Here is a 24459-nt window from a genome sequence, read left to right as displayed (position 1 = left end):
TCTCATCCGGTGGCCGTCAATGCTGGTTGAACCGAAGGCACCGGTGTCCCGTTATCAGGGCCACGACGCACCGAGGAGTGACCGTGGCCACGTTTTCCCTGTCCGAGATCTGCCGGGACGGCAGGTTCGTGCCGATTCCCGGTGGCGCGTACTTCCACCCGGGCACGATGGCCGACCCGGTCGACCTGCTCGCGCTGGCCAGGGCGATGAACGCGGCCCGCCCGGCGGACGGTGGCGCGATCGTCGTCCCGGAGACCGCGCTGCACCGGCCGGGCGCGCTGCACGCGGTGCGGAACGCGCTGGACGGGATGCCGGCCGGCGTGGTGCTCACCGGACCGGACGGCAGCCTGATCGGTACGGACGACTGGCTGGCCGCGACGGACGCGACCGGCGCGCAGGCGTACGCACCGTACCGGCCGGGAATGCTCCTCTCGCCGCGCGTGGTGCCGGTCGACGCGGCCGGCCGGGAGAACGCGGACGCCCCGGTCGCGGTGCGGGTGCTGCCGCGCGCCGACGCGGACGCACGCGAGCTGCTGCGCACGGCCGCGGACCTGGCCCGCGACCTCACCCGCCACCCGGCCGACCGAATCCACGCGCTGCCACCGTCCCGCTCGCCCGCGTACCTGATGGCGGCCGGCATGATCCTGACCGGGCGCCCGCACGCCTGGGACCCCGGTCGCGTGACGCCACCGACGCTCGCCGAGGTGCACCGCGCGTTCGCCGGCGGCGGCACGGTCGCGCTGCCCGGCTCCCCGGCGCTGGTGCACGCGTCCGGCGTCACCGGTGAGAAGCTGACCTGGGTGTTCACGAGCGACGACGGCACGCTGTTCGCGGTGTCCGCGGACGGGGTCGCACCGGCGTCCCCGGGCCTGCTGCGGGCGCCGGGCACCACGGTCACCCGGTTCGGGCCACCGGACGACCTGCCACCGTTGCGCGCCGCGCTGCACGCGCTGGGACCGTGGGACGGCGAACCCGACTGTGTGGACCGGGTCGCGCGCGTCCTCGGCGCCCTGGGCGGCCTGACCTATGCGTCCGGCACGGACGGGCTGCGCCCGCGCGAGGTGCTGGCCGCACGGCTGGGCGGCTTCTTCGGGCCGGAGAGCGGGCCCGCGCTGCTGGCCGGGCTGAGCCCGGGCACGGTCGCGCCGGTCTGGGTGCAGCCGGCCCCGCTCGCCGACGGCCGTCTCGATCCCGGCCGGGCCGCGCACATGGTGCTGGTCCACCACCGCGGCGACGGCCAGTTCACGCTGCTGGAGACGCAGCTCGACGGCGAGGCCGGGCTCCGGCCGTTCACGCTGCGCGACCCGGTGCTGCCCGGTGCGCTGACCGGCACGCTGCGGCTGGTGCAGGACGGCGCGGGGCACCTGCGGCAGACCGAGGTGGACGGGCGGCGTACCGTCTCCGCGCCGGCACCGGCTCCGGTGGACCGCGGGACGGCCGCGCTGATCGACCCGGCCATCGGCCGGCCGGACCCGGAGGGCCTCGGCGCGGAGTTCGAGCCGATGGTCCGGATCGGCCAGGCCCGGGAGCTGGGCCTCAAGAAGCCGGCACCGGCGTTCACGCACTCGTTCGAGAACCTGACGTTCGTCGACCTGCCGGCCATCGGGCTGATGCTCAAGGGCGACAAGAAGGTGGCCGCGCTGGGCCGGTCCGGCCGCTGGTACAGCTCCGAGCAGCAGGCCGAGGCGGCGGAGGGCAGGATCAAGCGGGTCGAGGAATGGCGGATCATCGAGGTCGTCACGTACGTCGGCACGGCGCTGCCCGGCGAACCGGCCGACGTCATCAGCGCGGAGGCGTTGCACACCCGCGCCAAGGTGATGATCCGCTGGCTGCAGAACATGGGCCGGCACGGATACACGCTGCGGGACACGCTCAGCCTGACGCCCGCGATGGCGGAGTACCTCGACCGGTGGGCCGCCGGCCTGCCCCGGCACGAACGTGCGGCCGCGCGGCTGATCCGCGACGAACTCGTCGAGGTCGAGCCGGAGGACCTGCCGGCGGCCGCGCGCGATCAGGCGCTGTTCCACCCGGAGCACACCGCGCCCGGCAACCTCTACCACTCGACCGTGGACGTGTCGCTGGCCGGCATACCGGCGCTGCACTCGTTGCGGCGGCAGTGGGTCCGCGGCCGTGACGTGTACTACGACGACATCGTCCGGGTCGACGAGGTGGTCGCCGAGCACGCCGCGAGCGTCGCCCGGCTGTTCCTCCGGCAGCTCGTCGACGGACCGCTGGACGCGCGCGACGTCGCCGAGCTGATGCACGGCAGCGAGGCGCACGAGCTGCGCGGCGTGCTGCACGTGGTGCTCACGCACCTGATGACGAAGGCGTACGCCAGCCGGCTGGAGAAGGTCGGACTGTACAAGAACGGCACGCTCGCGCTGAGCCGGTACGACCTGGACGACATCAGCGAGTACCTGCCCGACGACGTCAAGGACTTCCTCACCCGGAACTTCGACGACCTGGTCCGCGACCTGGACCGGACGCTGGCCCGCCGGCTGCCCGGCCTGGCCCGGCGCGGTGAGCGGTGGACCGAGAAACGCATGCCGCTGACCTTCGGCACGTCCCGCGCACCCCGGTACAAGCACGTGCTGCGCGGCGCGCTGCTCGGCGACCCGGACCGGCTGGTCCCCCTCGAGGACATCGTCGGCGGGATGACGAAGGTCGACGTCCTCGGTCCGGCGCCCGGGCAGCCCAAGCGGATCCCGTTCGAGCTGCGCCTGCACCTGCCGGACCGGAACGCGTACCAGCCGGCCGAGAGTCTGGCCACGCTGGACGGCACGGACGAGTACCTCCGGCACTCGCTGGACGTCTCCCGGGTCGCGGAACGGATCGCGGACGAGGCCCGCGCGTGGACCGCGGCGAACGGCGCGGCCCGCGACGTGGCGGCCCGGCTCAGCGCCGCGCACGGCACGCTGACGCCCTGGCACGGCAAGGTCTTCTACGATCCGGGCGGCACGCTGTGGGAGAAGCGGAACGGCGTCTGGGACCAGCCGGTGCAGGTGGTACGGGAGGTCGGCACGTCCGGGCGGCTGGACGGCGCGCGGCCGATCATGCAGCACGAGTCCGGGCGCCGCCGCGGGTCCCGCCGGCCGGTGCTGGCGCTGCTGTCCCGCAAGCGGTGGTCCCGGTGGCGGGCCGAGGAGGAGCTGGAGCGCTCCTCGTCGTACCTGGTGGTGGCCAGGCCGATCGGCCATCTGGTCCGGGTGCCGGTGCAGCGTGACGGCCGGACCGCCGAGGCGTGGCTGACCGCGGAGCAGTTCGCCGCGCTGCTGTACGCGAAGAACATCGGCACCCGGTTCGCGCTGTATGCGGTCGACGGCGATTTCGCGGACGGTTTCGTCGCCCGGGTCAGCGCGGAGTACACCGCGCTGTACTCCGCCGACCGGATGCGCGACCTGCACGTCTACCGGGTCGCCGGGATCCGCTACGACGCCGCGCCACCGGCACCGGCCGCGGTGCTGGCACCCGGTAAGGACGAGCTGCTCGCCACGCTCCACCCGGCGCTGCGCGCCATGAGGAGCGCCGATCCACCGGTACGGCGGCTGGTCCGCGGCTCCGCGGACGCCGCGACCGCCTGGTCCGCCGCGGCCCACGGGCTGGCCGGGCTGCGCGCGGACTTCGCCGGGCTGGCCGAGCCCGAGCTGCGCGGGCGGTTCCGCGACCTCGCGCTGGCGGCCGACAAGGCGATGGAGCTGATCGCCGAGCTGGTCCCGGACCGCGACCACCCGGTCGCCGACCTGCTGCTGCGGCTGGACACGCTGCTCGGCACGCGCCGGTTTCCGGACGGCGCCTGGCCGGCGGTGCCGCCGCCCGCGCCGACCCCGGCCGAGCGGCGGGTGCGCGCGGCCGTGGACGTGCTGTCCACACCGGACGTGGCACGGCTGCTGCCGCTGCTCGGCCGGACGCTGCGCACCACCGACGCGGACGGGCTGCGCGGCCCGGACGCGGTCGCGGCCCGGCTGGGCGGCTGGTTCGGTGCGCCGGGCGGCGCGGGGCGGCTGACCGCGCTGCCGGTGGGCAGCGTGACACCGGTCCGGGCCGGGGACCGCATACTGCTGGTCCAGCGGGCCACGCCCACCCGGTTCGTGCTGGCCGACCCGGCTGGGGACGGTGACGCGCGGTTCACCCCGGTGCCGCTGTCCGCGCTGATCGAGGCCGACCCGGTACGGCTGCCGGCGGCGTTGCACGGGCCGGTGCGGCTGGTCACGGACGCGGACGGCGCGCTGCGGCACGTCATGGTGGAGACCCGGCGCGCGGGCGCGACGGCGCCGGAGTCGGCCACGCTCACGGCGACCGACCGGCTCACCACGGAGACGTTCCCGGCGCCGGCCCTCCGGCCGGCCACCGTGCCGCCGGCGGTCCGCTCGCCCACGGGGACACCATCGGCGGCACCGGCCGCCGATACGCCGGCCCCCGGGTCGACCGTGGCCGCGCCGCCGGTACGGGTGCTCGGCGACTTCAAGGGCGCCACCGGTGTGCCCGACAGTGTCCGCGCGCACGGTCACCTGGCCGGCCGCCCGATCGTCGCGGTGGGTCTGGCGGGCACGCCCGAGGTGGTGGAGTCCGTGATCGGCCGGCTGGACACGCTCCTCCGCCGGTACGCGCGGGTCGGCCTGATCCCGCTGGTGGTGGCGCCGGAGACGACCGCGACCGGCCGGAAACGGCTCGACGAGACGCGTGCACGGCGGCCGATGCTCTCGCTGACCCAGGAGACGTCCGGCTTCGACCCGACGGTGTGGCGGCTCCGCGGCCCGGACGGCACGCCGCTCGCCCGCACCCCCGCGCTGACCGCGGACGCCTTCCGGCCGGTCGCCGCGCTGCCCGGCGCGACCGGCCCGCTGCCGGACGCGCTCACCGGGTGGCTGCTGGCCGACGGCCCGGCCGAGGCCGAGGCGCACCATCGCGCGCACGCGCCGGCGCTGCACACGCCGGAGACGGCGGACGTGCTGGCGCGCCTGACCGCGGCGGACCCGGAGGACGCGGAACTGGCCGCGTACCTGGTCGCGCTGGACCTGGCCCGCCGGGCCGGTGGGCTGCCGGAACCGGGCGCGGCGCGGCTGCGGCCGTCGGCGACCTCGATCCTGACGGTCGAGCCCGCGTACCGGCCGGCCGCCGGTGCGCCGGTCACGGCCGTCTACGACTACCTGGCCGTGACCGGCGGCCGGCGCGAGCGGTACGCCTGGGACGGACTGCTGTTCCAGCTGCTGCTGGCCGGTGAGCTGACCGGTGACCAGATGCTGGCGCTGATGCGGGCGACCGCGGTCACCGCGCCGGACCGGGCCGGCATCGCGGTCGTCGAGGTGTTCCTGGCGCTGCGGGACCTGCCCGAGCCGCTGCTCGGCGAGAACCCGATGACGCACCCGGAGCTGATGGCGATCATGGAACGGATCGGCCGGGTCACCCGCGGCACGGACGGTTCCTACGCGGACTGCGTCGACCCGGTCGACCGCACGGCCTGGATCGGCCGCTTCGACGACCACGCCGCGCGATGGCTGGCCACCGGCGACCCGGCCGCGACCCGGCGTGCCGGCCTCCTCCGCCTCGCCACCGACCTGCTGGCCAACTGCTGACCCGCACGGCGGCCGGGCCCGGCGGCCGTGCGGACCGGACCGGCCCGCCTCCGGGCCCGTCGCGCGGCGACCGCATACCGTGGCGGGATGAGCGTCTACCGCGAGCGGCCGCCCGGTGTCCGGGCGCTGGCGCCGTGGGTGCCGTGCACCTGGGTACGGGTCGCGGCGCCCGGCCCCGCGCTGATCACACCGGACGGCTGCGTGGATCTGTACCACGCGGACGGCCGCCTGTCGGTCGCCGGCCCGGACACGTCCGCGCGGCTGGCCGCCGCCGCGCCCGGCACCGTGTTCGCCGGGGTGCGGCTGCGGGCCGGCGCGGCCGCGTTGCTGCTCGGCGACGTCCCGCCGGCCGAGATCCGCGACTCCCAGCCGGACCTGGACCGGCTCTGGAGCCCGGCCGAGGCCGTCGCCCTGACCGAGGCCGTCGCCCTGACCGAGGCCGTCGCCCTGACCGAGGCCGTCGCCCTGACCGAGGCCGTCGCCCTGACCGAGGCCGTCGCGCGGGCGCGAAGCGGTACCGGGGACGGGACCCGAAGCAGGTCCGGCGCGCGGTCCGGCACCGGCGCACGAACCGGGACGGCCGCGCGGGTGGGAGCCGGCACGCCGGGTGGGACCGCGGCCCGGGCCGTTCCCCCGGCGACCGGCGAGGGCGGTGGCTGGGCGGTGGCCGGCGCGCTGGAGCGGGCGCTCGCCGTGCGGCTGCGCGGTTTCCTGCCGGACCCGGCCGTGCTGCGCGTGGTCGCGGCGCTGGACGGCCCGCACCCGCCCTCGCTCACCGCGCTCGCCACCGGCCTGGGCCTGTCCGAGCGGCAGCTCCGCCGGCGAGTGACGGACGCGGTCGGTTACGGCCCACGCACGCTGCACGGCGTGCTCCGGTTCCGCCGCGCGCTGGACCGGGCCCGCACCGGCGCGGCCTGGCCGGACGTGGCCGTGCACGCCGGCTACAGCGATCAGCCGCACCTGGCCCGCGAGTTCCGCCGCTGGTCCGGCCGCACCCCGACCGCGCTGCGCTGATCAGGGTCGCGGGCGGTCATTGCGTGTCGCCCAGGTGGGCGAGTTCGCCGTCGTGGTCGAGGATGGTGAGGATCTCGCACGGGCCGCCGCGGGCACCGATCGCGTGCGGCACCATCGTGGAGAACTCCGCGGCCTGGCCGGCCTCGACGAAGACGGTCCGGTCGCCGAGCCGCAGCACCGCGGTGCCGGAGAGCACGGTGAACCAGTCCCGGCCGGGGTGCACGCCGAGCGTGTCGTACGGCCGGTCCGGCTCGATGCGCATCTTCGCCACCGTGCGGCCGTGCGATGCGCCGTCCCGGGACAGCAGCCAGGTGGTGACGCCCGAGCCGCGTTCGTGCGTCGGGCGGATCACCACGTCGCTGTCGTCCGCGGGCTCGACCAGCTGGTCGAGCGTGGTGCCGAGCGCGCGGGCGAGCAGCACCAGCTGGTCCAGCGCGATCCGGCGGTGCCCGGTCTCCAGCCGGCTGAGCGTGGACGGGCTGAGGTGGCAGCGGGCGGCCAGCGCGTCCAGCGACCACCCCTTGGCGACCCGGAGGCTGCGGATCCGCTGCCGGACCAGATCGTCGAGCGCGCCCTCTTCTTGCTTCATACGCAAGACGATATGCCTTACGCGCATGATTCGCCTACCGTCGTGGTCATGACGGAACACGCGCACCACGACGACTCGGGCATGGCCGAGCTGCTGGAACTCGACGGCACGGTCCTGGCCGGCCACCTGGGGACGGTGACCGGCTGGCTCGCGGAGCTGGCGACCGACCCACCGGCCCGGATCGTCGACCTCGGCGCCGGCACCGGGAACGGCAGCCTCGCGCTGGCCACGCGCTTCCCGGCGGCCGGGATCGTCGCGGTCGACAACTCCCCGCGCATGCTGGAGCGGCTGCGCACCGCCGCGGCACGGCAGGGCCTCGGCGACCGGATCACCACGCTGGAGGCGGACCTGGCCCACGGCTGGCCCGCCACCGGCCGCCCCGATCTGGTCTGGGCCGCGCTCTCGCTGCACCACGTGCCCGACCCGGAGGCGCTGCTGCGCCAGATCCACGACGTGCTGCCCGGCGACGGCCTGCTGGTCGTCTCCGAGATGCCCGGGCAGCTCCGGTTCCTCGGCGAGGACCCCTGGGAGCAGCGGCTGCACGACGCGATCGCCAAGCGGCACCTGGGTTTCGACCCGCATCCGGACTGGACCGCGACGCTTGCGCGGCTCGGCTTCCGGGCGACCCGCCGGGACTTCCCGATCGAGGTGAGCGAGCCCGCGGAGCTGGTCCGGCGCTACTTCCTGGCGTTCCTGCGCCGCATGCGCGACCACCTGACCGAGCACCTGGACGCCGCGGACCTGCACACGCTGGACGAGATCGTGGCCGGCGGTGCGGCCGGCCTGGCACCGGTGGTCCGCACCGGCCGCACGGTCTGGGTGGCCCGCCGCGATGGTTAGTCCCAGGCCCGGAGCGTGTGCAACGCGTGCAGCGTGATCCCCGCGCGGGCCTCCGTCGCGGTGTTCGGCGCCCACTGGACGTAGGTGATCGGCCAGCCGCCGTCCGCGCCCTGCTGCCCGGCCAGGAACTCCAGGCTGCGGGTCATCTCCTTGTCGGTGAACCAGCGCGCGGCCAGGCTGTCCGGCCGGCGCGCGTAGTCGTGGGCGTAGGTCCACTCGCCGGGCGCGTACCCCGGCGCGATGCTGGCGTCCGCCTCCGGGTCCGCCGGGTCGGACGGCACCAGCCGCTGCTCGCGGACCAGCCGTCCGAGCCGGTCCGCGGCCCGGACGGCCCGGTCCCGGTCCGGCGCGTGGTCGAGGAAGTCCAGCGCCGCGCGCACCTCGTACGGGTGGGTGCGCTCGATCTCGTCGATCGCGGCCCAGCAGAACGCGACCGCGCCGTCCAGCCACGGGTGCGCGATGCCGTGCGCCAGCAGCGGCCCGGCGATCTGACCGGTGGCGAGCAGGTCTCCGGGCACGTCCGCGCCCGGGTCCGGGACCGGCAGGAACGGCGGATGCGGGTACGCGGCCAGGCTGGGCAGCACCGACGGCGCACCACCGCCCGGCCCGGACACGCGGGCCAGCCAGTCGCAGAGCGCGCCACCGGCCCCCTGGTCGAGCTGCCCGATCTCCGCGAGGAGGTGCAGCGCGGACGGCACGGCCAGCGGCTGAGCGGCCGGCCCGCGCACGTCCGGCTCCAGCCCGAACGCGAACCCGCCGTCCGGCGCCCGGTACGCCTCCAGTGCGGCCCGCACTCCGGCCGGGTCCGCGCGCTCGAACCGGTGGCCGAACAGCCGCTGCTCCAGCACCCGCCCGGTGAGCCGGATGAAGCTCCCGGCGCGGGTGATCGTCTCCGTGTCCGCTCGTGTCATGCCCCGACGCTAGCCGGGCCGCCGCGCACTGTCTTGAACGTTCCGGCCACCCCGGATCTCCCGGACCCACCGCGCGACGTGCAGGCCGGCCGCCCGCGGCCGGCCGGTGCCCGCGGGAGCATGCGGAAACCGGCCATGCCGGAAGCGGGAATATCAAGCCCTTTGCTTTTCCGGGTTTCTTCTGGGTAGGAAGGCTGTCATGCGTGCGAATGAGATTCTGCTGGACGCGTTCGGGCGTCTTCCGGAGCTGGTCGGTGGCGCGGTGGACGGGCTGACGGCGGAGCAGCTGCGGTGGGCGCCGGGCGACGGCGCGAACACGATCGGGTGGCTGGTGTGGCACCTGACCCGGGTGCAGGACGACCACGTGGCCGAGGTGATGGGCACCGAGCAGCTCTGGGCCGGCGGTGACTTCGCCGAGTCGTTCGGCCTGAAACCCGACGCGGCCAACACGGGGTACGGGCACGGCCCGCGCGACGTCGCCGCGGTCCGGCCACGGAACGCGCAGGCGCTGATCGACTACTACACGGCCGTGCACGAGCGGACCGTGGCGTGGATCGCCACGCTGACCGACGCGGAGCTGGACCGGGTCGTCGACGAACGCTGGGACCCGCCGGTGACGCTCGGCGTGCGGCTGGTCAGCGTGTACGACGACGACGCGCAGCACGCGGGCCAGGCCGCGTACCTCCGGGGGCTGCTGCCGAAGGCCGGAGTCTGACACGATCGGCTCCATGCGGGAGGCGGAGGCGCTGCGGGCTGCGTACGACGGGGTGACGGCGGCGCTGACGCCGCTGAGCCCGATGGAGTTGCTGGCACCGACCCGGTGCCACGGCTGGACGGTCGCGGACGTGGTGCACCACCTCACGTCCGACGCCCAACGGGCGCTGGTCGCGCTGGCCACCCCGGCGGACGGCCCGGCCACCCGCACGTTCGTGACCTATTGGCGGTCCACGCCGGATCCGGCGCCGGACTGGGCGAGCGCCGAGCGCGCCGCGGCCGCGTCCGCCTGGGCCGGCCGCCGCGCCGCCTCGATCGCCCGGGAGCCGGGCCTGCTGGTCGAGTCGTGGGCCGAGACGTCCGCCGCGGCCGTGCAGGCCGCGTTCGCCGCCCCGCACGCGTTCGTCGCCACCCAGGGCCACGTGCTCTCCACCCCCGACCTGCTCACCACGCTCGCCACCGAGGCCGTCATCCACCACCTGGACCTGCTGCTCGGCCTCCCGGCCGCGCCCGACCCCGCCGTCGCCACGCTGGACGGGCTGCTGGCGCTGCACGGCGGCGTCCGCCCGCCCGACTGGGGCATCGAGGACTACCTGCTGAAGGGCTCCGGCCGCCTCGCGCTCAGCACCCCCGACCGCACCGCCCTGGGCACCTCCGCCGGCCTCTTCCCACTGCTCGGCTGACGCCGCCCGGAACACGAGAAGACCTGATCAGGTGAGATGAAGGGATCCTCATCTGGTTCTCAGGTCCGGATCACGGGTGGCGGGCACGCTGGGTCTCGTGCGACGCCACCGAACGCGCCCTGCGCCTCATCGTCCTCGGCGCGGCCATCGCGGCCCGCTGACACAGCGAACCCCGGGGGGCTCCGAGCCACCCCCGGGGAATTCCTGCCACCGGCACGCCACCGCGGCTACCCGCGGCCACCGCCGAAAGCGTCGTTCTTCAGGCCTCCGACGTAGGCGAACCACCCGGCTCGGCCGAATGCCAGGACGGGACCGTCCGGCGACTGCTTGGAGTCGCGGACCCGGGCACCCGACGGTCCCGCCGGGCGCACTTCCACGCACTGTTCCATCTGGCAGCGGGAAGATTTGATCCACTGAGAATCAGACACGGTCATCGCAGCTCACCTTTCTCTTGTCGCATATTCCTTTTGCACACCCTCCCCAGGCTTGAATATCAAACGATCGAGCGATCGGTCCCTTTTCGTCCGTTTTTCGGGCACGCCGGGCCGTTCCGGCGTAGCCTAGAACGCCGAGGGAACGGCGGGACAACCGGAGAATCACTTTCCAGTCATTCGATCGAATCATGGACGACAATGCGTTATCGCCTCCAATACGGTGAGTAGTACGCCGACGCATTCGGGAGTGATTCACCGTGGCTCTCCAGCGCCCGTCACGCAGATCCGTGGCCCTGTCCTGCGCCGCCGTTGCGGGTATCGCGTGCGCGGCGGGCTCACCGGCCGCGATGCTGGCCATGGACCGCTGGTTCCAGCTGGACTGGCCCAGGCTGAGCAACATCGGCCAGGCGTACGGCCTTGCCTCGGCGATTTTCTCGATACTCGCGGTCGTCGGCGTCGCCGTGTCGCTGGCCCACCAGAGTCTCGGCATCGTCGTCCAACGCGACCAGGACATATCAGACGCCCACGCGCGACTGCCGTCGCTGGTGCTGAGCGACCCGCAGACCTTCGGGCCGGTCCTCAGCGACAAGGCACAACGGCTCGGCATCGTCGAGTACGAACGCTATGTTTCTGTCACCCTGGTGCTGCGGCTTGCGCTGTCGGGTTACGAGACCGGCCACACCAACGAATACTCGCTGCGGAACGAGGTCACCCGCGGGCTTTTTCTGCGGTCCGTGGGCCGTGAGCACTGGCGGGAGTCCCGGACGTTCTGGCTGTCCGCGTCGCTACCGCACCATCGCCAGTTCGCCCGGATCGCGGACGAGGAGTATCAGGCCGCGATCAGCCGCGGGCCGGCGCTCCCGATACCGCCACACACACCGGCCCCGGCACCGGCCGCATTCCGCGCGCGCCTCGCGCCGGCCCTGGCCGCCGGTGTCGCCGGGGGCCTGATCGGCGTCCTGGCGGTGGCGGCGACCCGGCGCCGGCCGAGCGCGACGGACTCCTGACTCCGCCCGGATGCTCGCTTCACACCGGTGTCAACGACGAACCGGATCAGCCGACGCGGCGCCGATCGAACGACCTGTTCGCAGGACCGGCCGGCGGCGGCCCCGCGGAGGAGACCGCCGCCGTACCGGTGGATCAGTTGCCGTTCTTGAAGTCGACGGCCGGCGGTGAGGCCGGGTCGGCGAGTGCGGTGTCGCGGATGGTGCGGAAGTTGGCGCGGTACTGGTCGTGGATGGCGTTGGACTCGATGCGGAGCATCGCCTCGTCGTTCTCGCGCAGCGCCGGGTACGTGTAGTTGTGGCTGCCGGTCAGCACCCACTTGCTGTCCTTCTGGTCCAGGTAGGTGCCCTCGATCAGCAGGTACTTGGAGTGCAGCACGTACGGGTGGGCGGTGCTGTCCGGGACCTGGTAGAGCGCGATCCGCGGGTGGTTGCGCAGCGCGGCGGGGACGTTGCCGCTGGCGCCGGTCTCGGTGTAGATGACGTCGATCCAGCACTTCTTGTCGGCCAGGTCGCGCAGCTTCTCGGCGACCTCGACGCGGCTGAAGTAGAACATGCCGACCCGGATGATGGTGCGGTGCTCGACCGAGGTGCCGACCGTGGTGTTGCCCTCGCAGGTCACGTTCTCGTTGAGCATGTTGTAGATCAGGTCGGTGCTGGTGCTGTCGCCGGCCCGCGGGAAGAAGTAGCTGCGCACGTTCCCGTTGAGCTCGGTGTGGTAGTAGTTGCTGTTCTTCCGCTTGTTCGCCAGGTCACCGTGGTACTTGACGTAGGCGTTGTACAGCCCGGTGTTGCCGACCAGCGTGACCGCGTTGTTCCAGTACTTCGTGGCGTTCGACGGCGTGATGTTCGCCGAGGACTGGACGACCACGTTGCTGGAGCCGTTCGTGCTGGAGAACAGCCAGAACTTGTTGTGCATGATGGGCGTGCCGGCGGTGCCGATGCAGGCCGCGTCCTGGGTGCAGACCGAGACGTAGGACGCCGCCGCGACGTTCGTGCCGAGCGCGGTCTTCAGCGAGCCGACCGCGGCGGTCAGCGACGCGTCGTAGTTGACCACGAACTTGACGTTGACCCCGCGGGAGTGCGCCGCGATCAGGTTGTTCGCGACCGTCTGCTCGTTGAAGTTGTAGATCGCGACGTGGATCGTGGACCCGGCCGCGGCGCCGTCTATCAGCCCGCGTATGTGGTCCCGCACCTTGTACTGCTCGCTCGCGACGTGCGGGTTGTTGAACACCGCACCCTCCGTGACCGCCGCCGACGCCGGACCCGCGCTGATCACCGCACCGGTCATGGCACCGACGATCGCGGCAGCGCCTGCCGCGATGAGCCGAGTGAACGGCATGTGACTCCCCTCTGAACACAAACCGAAATGGATCTTCGGTTGGGCAGCATGACACATGCGAATCCGTCTCGCTATCCCCAAAGGACAAAGCACCCGCGAGCCGGCCCGGGTGCGCGCGTGTGATCGGGTGGGCGGTATGGGATTCGGCGAGACTCTGCACGGCTGGCGCAAGCGGACCAGGCCGGGCGACGTGGGCATCGACGGCGGTACGGCACGGCGGGTGACCGGGCTGCGGCGTGCCGAACTGGCCCGGCTGGCGGGGCTCTCCGCCGAGTACGTGAAACAGCTCGAGCAGGGCCGCGCCAGCACGCCGTCCGCGCAGGTGGTGGGCGCGCTGTCGCGGGCGTTGCGGCTGACGCCGTCGGAACGTGACCACCTCTACCGCGCGGCCGGCCTGACACCCCCGGCCGGCGACGTGCCGCGGGCATTGCCACCGGGCGCACGGCGGCTGGTCGACCGGTTGCGGGACCTGCCGGTGGCCGTGTTCGCCGCGGACTGGACGCTGGTGCACTGGAACCGGATGTGGTCCGCGACCGCCGGTGACCCGGCCGGCTACCACTGGCCGTACGACAACCTGGCCGCCGCCTCGTTCCTGACCGGGGACCCGGCCGAGGAGATCGGCCCGTGGCCGCTGCGCGCACCGGGCGGTTCGGCCGCGGTCGAGGTGGCGGTGGTCGCGGACCTGCGGGCGGTCGCGGCGACCTATCCCGCGGACGCCCTTCTCGCGTCCATGGTGGACGAGATGTGCGCCGCGAGCGCGCGGTTCCGCGAGCTGTGGACGACCGGGACCGTGACCGCGCACCTCGGGCAGACGAAGACGGTCGAGCACCCGGTGCACGGCGAGATCCTGGTCGACTGCGAGGTGCTGATGGTGCCCGGGGTCGACCTGAAGATCCTGACGTTCATGGCCGAGCCAGGTTCGCCGGACGCGGCCAAGCTGGACGCGATCCGGGACGGGCTCGGGGCGGCGTGGTAGAGCCGGTACCACCTTCCGGCCTGGCCCGGCCGGGTGCGCGCACCCCAGACTGGCCGGGCATCACCGAGAGCGAACGGAGAGACCGTGCTGACGCACTACGTGAACGACCGCGAGGACAGCGCGCGCTGGAGCGAGGTGCCGCTGCGGCCGGGTGACGTCGTGGTGGCGACGCCGATCAAGGCGGGCACCACCTGGATCCAGACCATCTGCACGCTGCTGCTCCTGCGCCGGTCCGGTCTCGGCACGCCGCTGGACGACCTGTCGCCGTGGGTGGACATGAGGATGGTGCCGGTGGAGGCGATCCGCGCCGGGCTGGACCGGCAGCCGGGCCGCCGGGTCCTGAAGACGCACACGCCGCTGGACGGGCTCCCGCTGCGCGCCGACGTGACGTACCTGGTCGGGGCGCGGCATCCGCTGGACGTGGCGCTCTCCACCTACCACCAGTGGCGCAACATCGACCTGGACGTGGTGCGGGCGTCGCTGGGCATCACCACGGCGGAGATGCCCGACCCGGAGCCGGTCGAGCCGGCCGCCTGGATCTCCCGCTGGATCCACGAGGAGGTCGAGGACCTGCGCACCGAGCCGCACTCGCTCCAGCACCTGATGTGGCACCTGTCCGACGCGTGGCGGCGGCGCGACGAGCCGAACGTGGCGCTGCTGCACTACGCGGACCTCTCCGCGGATCTGCCCGGCGTGATGCGCGCGCTGGCCGCGCAGCTGGGCGTGACGATCCCGGACGGCGCCTGGCCGGAGCTGGTCGAGGCGGCCTCGTTCGACCGGATGCGGGCCCGGGCGGAGGAGCTGGTGCCGCGCGTGGTCCCGTTCCGCAGCCGCGCCGCGTTCTTCCGGTCCGGCCGGTCGGGCGAGGGCGTGGCGCTGGCCGGCGAGGCGGACCTTGCCCACTTCCACCGCCGCGTCGCCGAGCTCGCACCGCCCGATCTGGTGACCTGGTTGCTGCGCTAGGCAAGCATGGTGTCCACCGCGACCGCGCGGGCGGTCCAGCCGGTGCCGATCCCGGCCAGGAATCCGGTGACGTGCGGCTGGGTCATCTCAGTTCCCCTCCTCGGTCGCGGACCATCTCCCGCAGGCGGGTGAACGTACGGCCGCTGCCGATCCCGTCGTGCTCAAACTCGTTGGTGATCCACGCGGTCGCGTTGCCGAGCCGGGCCAGCGTCCGCCGCTGCAACCCCTCGTCCACGAACAGGTCGTCGTGGTAGACCACGGCCGCGACCGGAACCGGGTTGGCCGCGAGCCGGTCCGGGTCGTAGAGCGGCGTCCAGGTCTCCACCGCGGCCAGCTGCTCCATCGCGGCCGCGAACGGGCGCAGCGCGCGGACCTCGTGGAACAGCCAGGGGAACGCCATCTCGGAGGTGAACAGCAGCGGCCGGCGGTCCTCGGCGAACTCCGGACGGCGGTCCCGTTCGCGCTGCGCGGACCAGCGGAACGGGCCGTTCGTACCGTCGCCGTAGATCGTCTCCTGCAGGGTCCAGAACAGCGGGTTCGTCGCGTTGGACGTCCTGACCAGCACGGACTCCAGGAACCCGTCGGTGAGCCGGCCGTCCCGGGTGAACGCCTCCGAGACCAGCCAGTGCAGGCGCAGGTGGCCGCGGCCGAAGCCGAGGTCGCCACCGAGCGTCTGGAACCGCCGCACGGACAGCGGCGAGCCGTCCGGCAGCACGGTGTCGCCGGCCGCGAGCCGGTCCGCGATCGCGCCGGCCGTCCCGGCGTCCTGCGGATATCGGCGGTAGAAGTCCGCGGTCTTCGCGGCGGCCCGGTCGAACGTGTGGCGGTAGACCTCGTCCGGGTCGGCCGGGATGCCGGGGATGCCGCCGCAGACGTAGCACGCGGTCAGCGCCTCCGGCGCGGTGGACAGGTAGGTGAGCGTGATCCAGCCGCCGAAGCTCTGCGCGATCGTGGCCCAGCACCGGCCCTCGTACCGGGTGCGGCGCACGTGCTCAAGGTCCCGGACGATCGAGTCGGCCCGGAACTTGAGCAGGTAGCCGCCGGGGTCGGCGACCGAGGCGATCACGTGACCGTCGATCGGCGAGCTGCGGCCGGTGCCACGCTGGTCGACCAGCACCACGCGGTAGTGCGGCAGCGCCTCGGCCAGCCAGCCGTCGACGCCGGTGAACCGCGGGTTCGCGCCGCCGGGGCCGCCCTGCAGATAGGTCAGCAGCGGCAGGTCGCCGTGCCGCCGCTCCGGGTCGGCGAACTCGCGCACGAACAGCTCGATCGTGCCGGCGTCCGGGGCGTCCCAGTCCAGCGGCACGTCGACGGTGAACTCCCGCACCCACGCACCGGGCATCGGATATTCGATCATGCCGGACTCCCCTCAGCGTCGCGGTTCCGGCGTGGTCGGTGCTGAACCGGTGATGCACTCGCAAGCTCGTTCATGAAGCGGCCCTTCCCGGAGCGGCGCGGGCCGCGCGTTTCTTCGCCGCGCGGCCTCCCGTCCAGGATTTATCCTGGGTGCGGCCACAGCAGGCGCTTCGTGTACTCGTGGCGAGGTTCACCGGACACGGTGGCCCGGTCGCCGCTTCTCGACGCTCGTGCCGTTCGTCATCAGGCCACCCGGGTCGCGATCCGCCGGACGACGGCGGGTCGTGCGCGATGAACCGGCAGCGGCAGCATAAGGTCAGACAGTAGTATGTGACACAGCGCCGGTGGAGAACGGCGAGCACATATGTGTCGGCCGGAGACACAAGAACACCCGCCTCACATCGGGCGGTGACGTGCGGGCGATCAGTCCTCGGCGCGGCCGTTCCACCAGCCGAGCACGTGACCGATGTGCGCCCTGAGCAAGGTCTCCGCGCCCCGGCCGTCACGCGCCTCGAGCAGGTCGACCAGGCTGTGGTGCTCGGCCGCGGACCGGGCCAGCTCGGCCGTGCCGACCATGTCGGCCAGCCCGACCATGCGCGTCTGCTGTCGCAGGTCCTCGACGATCTCGGTCAGCCGGCGGTTGCCGTGCAGCTCCAGCAGCCGCAGGTGGAATGCCATGTCCGCGGCGAGATAGCCGGCCAGGTCGGCCGCCGCGGCCGCGTCCACGATCGCCTGCGCCTTGACCCGCAACTCGGCCGCGGCCTCCGGCTGCAGCGTGCGGGCGACGTCGCGCATCGGCGGGCCCTCCAGGTCCTGCCGGATCCGGACGATTTCCCACAGGTCCTGCTCGCTGACGTCGGTGATCCGGAAGCCCTTGTTCCGCACCGCGTCGACGAAGCCGCGTTTCTGCAGGTTGAGCATGGCCTCGCGGACCGGCGTGGCGGAGACGCCGAACCGGGCGGCCAGCGTGGGCGCGGTGACCAGCGTGCCGGGGGCCAGCTCACCGGAGACGATCGCGGCCGCGACCGCGTCCTCCACGGTGCCGCGCAGGCTCGCCCCGACGGCCACCGGGCCGATGACCGATGCACTCACCCGACCACGCTCCATACCCGGACAATACAATGTCACATCGTGCCGGCCGGGTACTCCCGGCCGACACGATGATGACCGAGCTCTATCGCAGCTCCGGGGGCAGCACCGACGCCGGAGCGCCCTGGTAGGTGACCGGGCGCTGCCACCGGCTGATCGCGGCGAGCCCGACCGACGTGCTGGTCGGCGCCGTGGTGGACGGCCACGGACCGCCGTGGTGCTGCGCGCCGGAGACGGTCACGCCGGTCGGCCACGCGTTGTAGACGATTCGCCCGGCCCGGTCCTCCAGCGCGCCGGCCACGTGCCGCGCCACCGGGTCGTCGTCCGTGCTGTGCGCCTGGATCGTGCCGGTGAGCTGCCCGGGGACCAGCCGCAGCACCGCGTCCAGCTCGTCCTGCGAGGAGTAGCCGACCACCAGGCCGGCCGGGCCGAACATCTCGACGTCCAGCGCGCGCGGGTCGGCCATCACCTCGGGCGCCGAGACGGCCAGCACGGTCGTCCGTACCCCCTGGTCGTTGGGTTCGCTCTGGGCGGCCCGGTGCACCGCGGGAAGCGCGGCGACCTCGTCGACCCGCGCCGCGAGGTTGCGCTCCATCGACTCCGAGAGCATGCGCCCGGGCACCGGCGGCTCGACCGCGGCGACGAACGCGTCCGCGTCCGGCACCAGGATCACACCCGGGTTCGTGCAGAACTGGCCGGCGCCGAGCGTCAGCGAGCCCACCCACTCCCCCGCGATCGCGGTGCCGCGCTCGGCCCAGCCGGCCGGCGTGACCACGACCGGGTTGACGCTGCCCAGCTCGCCGTAGAACGGGATCGGGTCCGGACGGGACGCCGCGATGTCGAACAGCGCGCGCCCCCCGGCCGTCGACCCGGTGAACCCGGCCGCCCGGATCCGTGGATCGCGCAACACGGTGATCGACTCCTCGACGCCCTCGATCAGCCCGAACGCGCCGTCCGGCGCGCCTGCGGCGCGAAGTGCGTCCACCACCACCCCGGCGGTACGGCGGGACAGGCGCGGATGCCCGGGATGCGCCTTGAGCACCACCGGGCAGCCCGCGGCCAGCGCGGACACGGTGTCGCCGCCGAACACGCTGAAGGCGAACGGGAAGTTGCCGGCCGCGAACACCAGTACCGGCCCGATCGGCACCACCGTGCGGCGCAGCTCCGGGCGCGGTCCCATGCCCCAGCCGGGATCCTCCGGATCGACCCGGACCGGCGTCAGCTCACCGGTGCGGAGCCCCTCGGCGAACAACCGGGCCTGGAACGTGGTCCGGCCCAGCTCGCCGGTCAGCCGCGCCTCCGGCAGGTGCGTCTCCTCCCGCGCGAGCGGGACCAGCTCGTCCCGCGCCTCGTCGAGCGCGTCCGCGACCGCGTCCAGCCAGTCCGCCCGGGTGGCGGCGCTCGCCTTCCGCATCGCCGGCCGGGCCGCGTCGGCCGCCGCGAGCAGTGGCTCCACGTCAGTCACCATTCGTCTCCCATCAGAACTCGAATCCCTCGGGGTACGGGTCCGCCGGGTCCAGCACGTACTGGCCGAAGCCGGTGATCCAGGCCCGCCCGGTGATCGTCGGCAGCACCGCTCTGCGGCCGCCGACGTCGGTTTCCCCGATCAGTCTGCCGGTGAACCGGCTGCCGATGAACGACTCGTTGACGAAGTCGCGGTGCAGCGGCAGTTCGCCGCGCGCGTGCAGCTCCGCCATCCGGGCCGAGGTGCCGGTGCCGCACGGCGACCGGTCGAACCAGCCCGGGTGGATCGCCATCGCGTGCCGGGACAGCGTGGCGTCCGAGCCGGGCGCGATGAACTCCACGTGGTGGCAGTGGTCGACGCCGTCGATCGTCGGGTGCTTCGGCGGCACCCGCGTGTTGATCGCGTCCATGATCGCCAGGCCGGCGGTCAGGATCTCCTGCTTGTGCGCACGGTCGAACGGCTGGCCGATCTGCTCCAGGTCGACCATGGCATAGAAGTTGCCGCCGAACGCGAGGCTGTACGTGATCTCCTTGCCGAGCGCGGGCACCGCGATCGTCTCGTCCAGCCGCTCGCAGTAGGCCGGCACGTTCTCCAGCGTGACGTGCCGCGCCCGGCCGTCCTGCACCGCGACCTGCGCCACCACGAGCCCGGCCGGGGTGTCCAGCCGGATCGTGGTGACCGGCTCGGCCACCTCGACCATGCCGGTCTCGACCAGCACGGTGGCGACGCCGATCGTGCCGTGCCCACACATCGGCAGGCAGCCGGAGACCTCGATGTAGAGCACGCCGAAGTCCGCGTCCGGCCGGGTCGGTGGCTGCAGGATCGCGCCGCTCATCGCCGCGTGCCCGCGTGGCTCGTTCACCAGCAGCCGGCGGATGTGGTCGAGGTGCGCGATGAAGTGCAGGCGGCGCTCGTTCATGGTCGCGCCCGGGATCACGCCCATGCCGCCGGTGATCACCCGGGTCGGCATGCCCTCGGTGTGCGAGTCGACCGCGGAGAACATCCGCGCGGCTCTCATCTACCTTCCTCGATATTCTTCGAGGCCCTTGATCGCGCGGTGCATGTCCGCGCGAACCTGGGCGTCGTGCTGCGGGGTGAGCGCACCGCGCGGCGGGCGGCACGGGCCGCCGTACCGGCCGACCATCTCCATGCTCAGCTTGATCGCCTGGACGAACTCGGTGCGCGAGTCCCAGCGGAACACCGCGACCAGCTGCTTGTAGAGCTCGCGCGCCTCGGCGACCTTACCGGCGATCATCAGGTCGTAGATCTCCACGGACTCGGCCGGGAACGCGTTCGGGAAGCCGGCGAACCAGCCGGCCGCACCGTCCACCATCAGCTCGAACAGCACGTCGTCCGCGCCCGCGACCACGTCGATGTCGCAGAGTTCCCGGATCTCGAAGAGCCGGCGCACGTCACCGCTGAACTCCTTGATCGCGGAGACGTGCGGCAGCTGGGCGATCTCCGCGACCAGGCGCGGTACCAGGTCCACCTTGGTGTCGACCGGGTTGTTGTAGATCATGATCGGCAGGCCGACCTCGTCGATCTTACTGAAGTGCTCGACGACCTGCGCGTCACTGGCCCGGTACATGGTCGGCGGCAGCGCCAGCACGCCATCCGCGCCGTCCTCTGCCGCCAGCTCCGCCCAGTGCTTCGCCTGATGCCAGCCCGGCCCGTGCACCCCGGCCACCACCACGCCGCGCCCCGCCACGGCCTCCACCGCGACCTGCACCACCTTGCGCCGCTCCGCGTCGGTCAGCGCGGAGTACTCCCCCAGCGACCCGTTCGGCCCGACGCCCCGGCACCCGTTGCCGATCAGCCAGTCACAGTGCTCCGCGAAGCGGTCATAATCCACCTCCAGCCCCGCCGGCGCCGACGCGTTCTCCTTGAACGGCAACGCGGTCGCGACGATGACCCCGCGCAGATCGATCGGTGCGGAACTCATGAACGGCCCTCCTGTGGTCCCCTGCGGACATTCCCGGCAACGCTGTCGTGCGGATCGCTCGGGGTGTGTCCGTCCCGGCCGGTGCCGGCCGCGGCCGTCCCGGTTCGCGGCACCGAAGCGGCTCTCGGCACCGAAGCGGCGGTTTCCGGGGCCGGAGCGCCCGCTTCAGCCGGCGATCCGCCGTCCGCCTCGCCGGACGCCTCGGGCACGATGGTGGCGGCGAGTTCGGCCAGGCGGATCGGGACGGCGATCGGCCGCCGTGCGGTGCGCCCGGTGTCGAGCAAGCCCGGGCCGGCGGCGGTGAGGATGTCCTCGACCGCGCGGCCGCAGGTGCGGCCCTGGCAGATGCCGAGGCCGGCGCGGGTGGTGAGCTTGAGCGAACGCAGGCCGCGCGCCTCGGTCAGCCGCGCGGCGCGGCGCAGGTCACCGGCGGTCACGTCCTCGCAGCGGCAGACCGTGGTCGTGTCGTCCAGCCACGCCTGCCAGCCGGCACCGATCCGGTGCGCGGCGGCCAGCCGTCCGGCGAACTCGCGGAACACCCGGCGGGCCCGGAGCGCACGCCCGGCCGGACGGCCACCAGCGGCGACCGCACCGGCGATCTCGCCCTCGGCCAGCGCCAGGTCGACGCCGCCGATGCCGGTCAGCTCGCCCGCGGTGAACACGCCGGCCACGGACGTGCGCTGGCCGGCGTCGACGGTCACCGCGCCGTCCGGGCCGGTGGCGCAGCCCGCGGCCACCGCCAGCTCGGTGCGCGGCACGAAGCCGTGGCTGACGCAGACCGCGTCGGCCTCGATCCGGCGTTCGGTGCCGGGCCGCGGCGCCCAGTCCGGGCTGAGGCCGGCGACGGTGACGGCCTCGACCCGGCCGGTGCCGTGCGCGGTGATCACGGCCGCACCGGTCAGATAGGGAATCCGCTTCGCGGCCAGGTCCCACACGTATCCGCCGAGCTCTGCGGCCTTAGCGCTCGCGGCGAACAGCCGCCAGGGCCTCGCACCCCAGCCCGTGGCCAGCTGCCGCCGTCCGGCGGCCTCGACCACACCCACGACCTGCGCACCGGTACGGATCAGGCTCCGCGCCACCGGCAGCAGGAACGGCCCGGCGCCGGCGACCAGCACCCGGCGGCCGACCGCGACCCGCTCGCCCTTGGCCAGTGCCTGCGCGGCACCGGCGGTGAAGACACCGGGCAGGTCCCAGCCGGGGAACGGCAGCGTGCGCTCCTGCGCGCCGGTCGCGAGGATCAGCGCGGCCGGGTCGAACGTGCGCGGCGGGCGCCCGCTCCCGTCCGGCTCGCCGGCCACCACGTGGATCAGCGGCGGCGTGCCGTCCCGCCGGCCGGCCGACCAGACGTGCCCGTTCAGCACGACCTCGCAGCCGTCGTCGCCCAGCAGCGCCGCCCGCATCCGCCGGAACCGCCGCCAGCCGTGATGCAGCAGCTCCTCGCGCGCGCCGGCACGCTCGGCCGGCAGGTGCCGCCAGAACTGCCCGCCGAGGTCGTCGCCGGCCTCGACCAGCACCACGCGGGCACCGTGCCGCCGCGCGGCCAGCGCCGCCGCCATCCCGGCCGGCCCGCCGCCGACGACCAGCACCGGCACGCTCTCCGTCACCGCGCACCTCCCGCACCGAATTGCTCCCCGCTCGCCGGCCCAGCCGCGGAGCTCCCCGGGCCGCCACCGTCATGCGGCGCGGCGGCGTGGCCGCCCGGCTCATCGGCGTCGTCCTGGCGGGTGATCACGTCGCCGTCGGTGGCGCGGCGCTGGCAGGCGCGGACGTCACGGAGGCCGTTGACGACGACGAGGCAGTCGAAGCAGACGCCGATGCCGCAGAAGACGCCGCGCGGGCGGCCGCTGCGCGGGCTGGTCCGCCAAGAGACGCGGCCGGCGGCCAGCAGCACACCGGCGATCGTCTGGCCGGCGCGGCCGGTGACGGTCTCGCCGTCCACGGTCAGCGCGATCGCGCCGCCGTCCGCGGGCGCGACCGGATCCCGCGCGGGCGCGATGCGATAGGGACCCGTCATGCGGTGGTTCCTTCCAGGTGCGGCCGCAGGCTCGGCCGGTCCGGACGGAACGCGGCGGCGAGATCGTCTCCGGACCCGCTCGGCCGGCCGGGACCGCCGGTACCGGCGAGGTCGCCGGAACCGGCGCCGCCGCCGGGATCGCCGCCGAGCATCGCGTCGTGGAGCAGGTCGGCGGTGGCGAGGCTGAGACCGATGCCGGCGCCCTCGTGGCCGGTGGCGTGCCACAGGCCGGGGCGGCGCGGGTCCTCGCCGATCACCGGCAGATGGTCCGGGACGAACGGGCGGAAGCCGCCGTACGCGCGCATCACCGGCACGTCCGCCAGGAACGGGAACAGCAGCAGCGCCTTGGCGGCGAGCGCGGCCAGTACGCGGGCCTCGATCCGGTCGTCGAAGCCGCGGCGTTCGCGGGACGAGCCGATCAGCACGGTGCCGGCCGCGGTGGACTCGACCACGCTGGAGACCATCAGGCCGGACGCGCCGGAGCCGACCGCGCCGACGTAGTCCGCGTCGTAGACCTTGTGGAACACGCGCTGCCGCATCCGCGCGGTGACCAGCACGGTGCCGCGGCGCGGGCGGACCGGCAGCGGCACGCCGAAGCGCGCGGCGACCTCGCCGGACCACGGGCCCGCCGCGATCACCACGGCGTCCGCGGGCAGCGTGCCGGCCGCGGTCCGTACCCCCGTCACGGTTTGTCCGGAGAGGACCGGGCCGAGGACCTCGACGCCCTGCAGCACCCGGGCACCGTGCCGGCGGGCGGCCGCGAGCAGCGCCTCGGTCGCGATCACCGGCTGCACCTGCGCGTCCTGCGGGTAGTAGACCGCGGCGGTCAGCGCGCGGGTGAGGTCCGGCTCCAGCTCGTGCGCGCGGTCGCCGTCGACCACCTCGGCGATCACTCCGGCGGCGCGCTGGGACGCGGCGAACGCCAGCAGCGCGGCCGCGCCGGCCTCGGTGGTCGCGGCGACCAGGCCGCCCTTGGCCTCGAACTCCAGGTCGGGGAAACCGGCGGGCAGTTCGTCGCGTAGTTCGGCACGCACGCGCGCCCACGCGGCCAGCGACCGCTGAGTGAGACGCAGCTCCGCACCGGGGCCCTTGTCGGAGACCAGGATGTTGCCCTCGCCGCCGGAGGACGTGCCACCCGCGCTCGGGCCGCGGTCGACGACGACCACGTCGGCGCCGGAGCGAGCGAGCACGCGCGCGGTCGCGGCGCCGACCATGCCGGCTCCGACGATGACCACCTTCCCACCCTGGGACACGCCAGTAATATGTCACATGCCCCAGCTCAGCAGAACAGATTCCACCAGGAGAAGTTCGCAGTGTTCAGGACCTTGACACCACGAGGGTACGCCGCCTAAGCATGATCGGAGTAGTAATATTCTACTGAGTGCGGAGCCGATGAACGCCGATCGGCCGCTGTCCGCCGGAACGCTCCACCTCAACCACGGCTCGTTCGGCGCGGTCCGGCGGTCCGCACCGGCGGCAGCCCGGCATCGCATGACTCCGCGCCGGCCACCCGATCCCGGCCGCGTGGACCGGTGGAGGCCGCGGCGTCG

20 protein-coding genes are annotated in these 24459 nt (G+C 73.8%); 8 read left to right on the top strand and 12 right to left on the bottom strand.

Features of this window, described 5'->3' with window-relative positions:
* Window positions 1-83: 83 nt before the first annotated feature.
* Both J2S42_RS33965 and J2S42_RS33960 read left to right on the top strand, forming a co-directional pair.
* On the top strand, window positions 84-5573 hold the full coding sequence (locus tag J2S42_RS33965; protein ID WP_307245863.1) for a hypothetical protein: 5490 nt from the start codon (window positions 84-86) through the stop codon (window positions 5571-5573).
* A gap of 87 nt (window positions 5574-5660) precedes the next feature.
* Window positions 5661-6587, top strand: a complete 927-nt coding sequence (locus tag J2S42_RS33960; RefSeq protein ID WP_307245861.1) for a helix-turn-helix transcriptional regulator — start codon at window positions 5661-5663, stop codon at window positions 6585-6587.
* A 16-nt stretch (window positions 6588-6603) separates the two neighbouring features.
* On the opposite strand, the gene J2S42_RS33955 is transcribed toward J2S42_RS33960, so the two are convergent.
* A complete protein-coding gene (locus J2S42_RS33955; RefSeq protein WP_307245859.1) occupies window positions 6604-7176 on the bottom strand; it encodes a helix-turn-helix domain-containing protein in 573 nt (190 codons plus the stop codon).
* Between the two features lie 48 nt (window positions 7177-7224).
* On the opposite strand from J2S42_RS33955, the gene J2S42_RS33950 reads away from it, so the two are divergent.
* The gene (locus tag J2S42_RS33950; RefSeq protein ID WP_307245857.1) at window positions 7225-8016 is read left to right on the top strand and encodes a class I SAM-dependent methyltransferase; all 792 of its coding nucleotides are present in this window, start codon (window positions 7225-7227) and stop codon (window positions 8014-8016) included.
* Here J2S42_RS33950 and J2S42_RS33945 read toward each other — a convergent pair.
* Window positions 8013-8927, bottom strand: a complete 915-nt coding sequence (locus tag J2S42_RS33945; RefSeq protein ID WP_307245856.1) for a hypothetical protein — start codon at window positions 8925-8927, stop codon at window positions 8013-8015. The genes J2S42_RS33950 and J2S42_RS33945 overlap by 4 nt on opposite strands.
* Before the next feature lie 199 nt (window positions 8928-9126).
* On the opposite strand from J2S42_RS33945, the gene J2S42_RS33940 reads away from it, so the two are divergent.
* Both J2S42_RS33940 and J2S42_RS33935 read left to right on the top strand, forming a co-directional pair.
* Window positions 9127-9642 (top strand): mycothiol transferase, encoded by a 516-nt coding sequence (locus tag J2S42_RS33940; protein ID WP_307245854.1) that lies wholly within the window; start codon window positions 9127-9129, stop codon window positions 9640-9642.
* 13 nt (window positions 9643-9655) lie between these two features.
* Window positions 9656-10324: a maleylpyruvate isomerase N-terminal domain-containing protein gene (locus J2S42_RS33935; RefSeq protein WP_307245852.1), complete on the top strand. Its 669-nt coding sequence runs from the start codon at window positions 9656-9658 to the stop codon at window positions 10322-10324.
* Between the two features lie 227 nt (window positions 10325-10551).
* On the opposite strand, the gene J2S42_RS42050 is transcribed toward J2S42_RS33935, so the two are convergent.
* Entirely contained in the window at window positions 10552-10758 is a 207-nt protein-coding gene (locus J2S42_RS42050; RefSeq protein WP_370879317.1) for a DUF397 domain-containing protein, read from the bottom strand.
* Window positions 10759-11114: 356 nt separating this feature from the next.
* Between J2S42_RS42050 and J2S42_RS33930 the strand changes: the two genes are divergently transcribed.
* Window positions 11115-11765, top strand: coding sequence for a DUF6082 family protein (locus tag J2S42_RS33930; protein WP_307245850.1), 651 nt, complete (start codon window positions 11115-11117; stop codon window positions 11763-11765).
* 133 nt (window positions 11766-11898) lie between these two features.
* Here J2S42_RS33930 and J2S42_RS33925 read toward each other — a convergent pair whose 3' ends face one another.
* Window positions 11899-13104: a phospholipase D-like domain-containing protein gene (locus tag J2S42_RS33925; RefSeq protein WP_307245848.1), complete on the bottom strand. Its 1206-nt coding sequence runs from the start codon at window positions 13102-13104 to the stop codon at window positions 11899-11901.
* A 136-nt stretch (window positions 13105-13240) separates the two neighbouring features.
* On the opposite strand from J2S42_RS33925, the gene J2S42_RS33920 reads away from it, so the two are divergent.
* Both J2S42_RS33920 and J2S42_RS33915 read left to right on the top strand, forming a co-directional pair.
* Window positions 13241-14080 (top strand): helix-turn-helix transcriptional regulator, encoded by an 840-nt coding sequence (locus J2S42_RS33920; RefSeq protein WP_307245846.1) that lies wholly within the window; start codon window positions 13241-13243, stop codon window positions 14078-14080.
* 84 nt (window positions 14081-14164) lie between these two features.
* Window positions 14165-15043: a sulfotransferase domain-containing protein gene (locus tag J2S42_RS33915; RefSeq protein ID WP_307245845.1), complete on the top strand. Its 879-nt coding sequence runs from the start codon at window positions 14165-14167 to the stop codon at window positions 15041-15043.
* An 82-nt stretch (window positions 15044-15125) separates the two neighbouring features.
* On the opposite strand, the gene J2S42_RS33910 is transcribed toward J2S42_RS33915, so the two are convergent.
* The 8 genes from J2S42_RS33910 to J2S42_RS33875 all read right to left on the bottom strand — a co-directional run bounded on the left by J2S42_RS33910 (window position 15126) and on the right by J2S42_RS33875 (window position 24162).
* Entirely contained in the window at window positions 15126-16400 is a 1275-nt protein-coding gene (locus tag J2S42_RS33910; protein ID WP_307245843.1) for an alpha/beta fold hydrolase, read from the bottom strand.
* 422 nt (window positions 16401-16822) lie between these two features.
* The gene (locus tag J2S42_RS33905) at window positions 16823-17491 is read right to left on the bottom strand and encodes a GntR family transcriptional regulator (RefSeq protein WP_307245841.1); all 669 of its coding nucleotides are present in this window, start codon (window positions 17489-17491) and stop codon (window positions 16823-16825) included.
* Between the two features lie 82 nt (window positions 17492-17573).
* Complete coding sequence (locus tag J2S42_RS33900; RefSeq protein WP_307245839.1) at window positions 17574-18953, bottom strand: aldehyde dehydrogenase (NADP(+)); 1380 nt, start codon at window positions 18951-18953, stop codon at window positions 17574-17576.
* A 13-nt stretch (window positions 18954-18966) separates the two neighbouring features.
* Window positions 18967-19971 (bottom strand): proline racemase family protein, encoded by a 1005-nt coding sequence (locus tag J2S42_RS33895; protein WP_307245838.1) that lies wholly within the window; start codon window positions 19969-19971, stop codon window positions 18967-18969.
* Window positions 19972-20895, bottom strand: coding sequence for a dihydrodipicolinate synthase family protein (locus J2S42_RS33890; RefSeq protein ID WP_307245836.1), 924 nt, complete (start codon window positions 20893-20895; stop codon window positions 19972-19974).
* On the bottom strand, window positions 20892-22499 hold the full coding sequence (locus J2S42_RS33885; protein ID WP_307245834.1) for an FAD/NAD(P)-dependent oxidoreductase: 1608 nt from the start codon (window positions 22497-22499) through the stop codon (window positions 20892-20894). The genes J2S42_RS33890 and J2S42_RS33885 overlap by 4 nt, the downstream gene beginning before the upstream one ends.
* The gene (locus J2S42_RS33880; protein ID WP_307245832.1) at window positions 22496-22909 is read right to left on the bottom strand and encodes a (2Fe-2S)-binding protein; all 414 of its coding nucleotides are present in this window, start codon (window positions 22907-22909) and stop codon (window positions 22496-22498) included. Before J2S42_RS33880 ends, J2S42_RS33885 begins: the two co-directional genes overlap by 4 nt.
* On the bottom strand, window positions 22906-24162 hold the full coding sequence (locus tag J2S42_RS33875) for an NAD(P)/FAD-dependent oxidoreductase (protein ID WP_307245830.1): 1257 nt from the start codon (window positions 24160-24162) through the stop codon (window positions 22906-22908). The genes J2S42_RS33880 and J2S42_RS33875 overlap by 4 nt, the downstream gene beginning before the upstream one ends.
* Window positions 24163-24459: the final 297 nt, after the last annotated feature.

Source organism: Catenuloplanes indicus (assembly GCF_030813715.1).
Lineage (GTDB): Bacteria > Actinomycetota > Actinomycetes > Mycobacteriales > Micromonosporaceae > Catenuloplanes > Catenuloplanes indicus.
The sequence above is the reverse complement of the archived record's forward strand: the minus strand, read 5'-3'. Positions and strand labels throughout refer to the sequence as shown.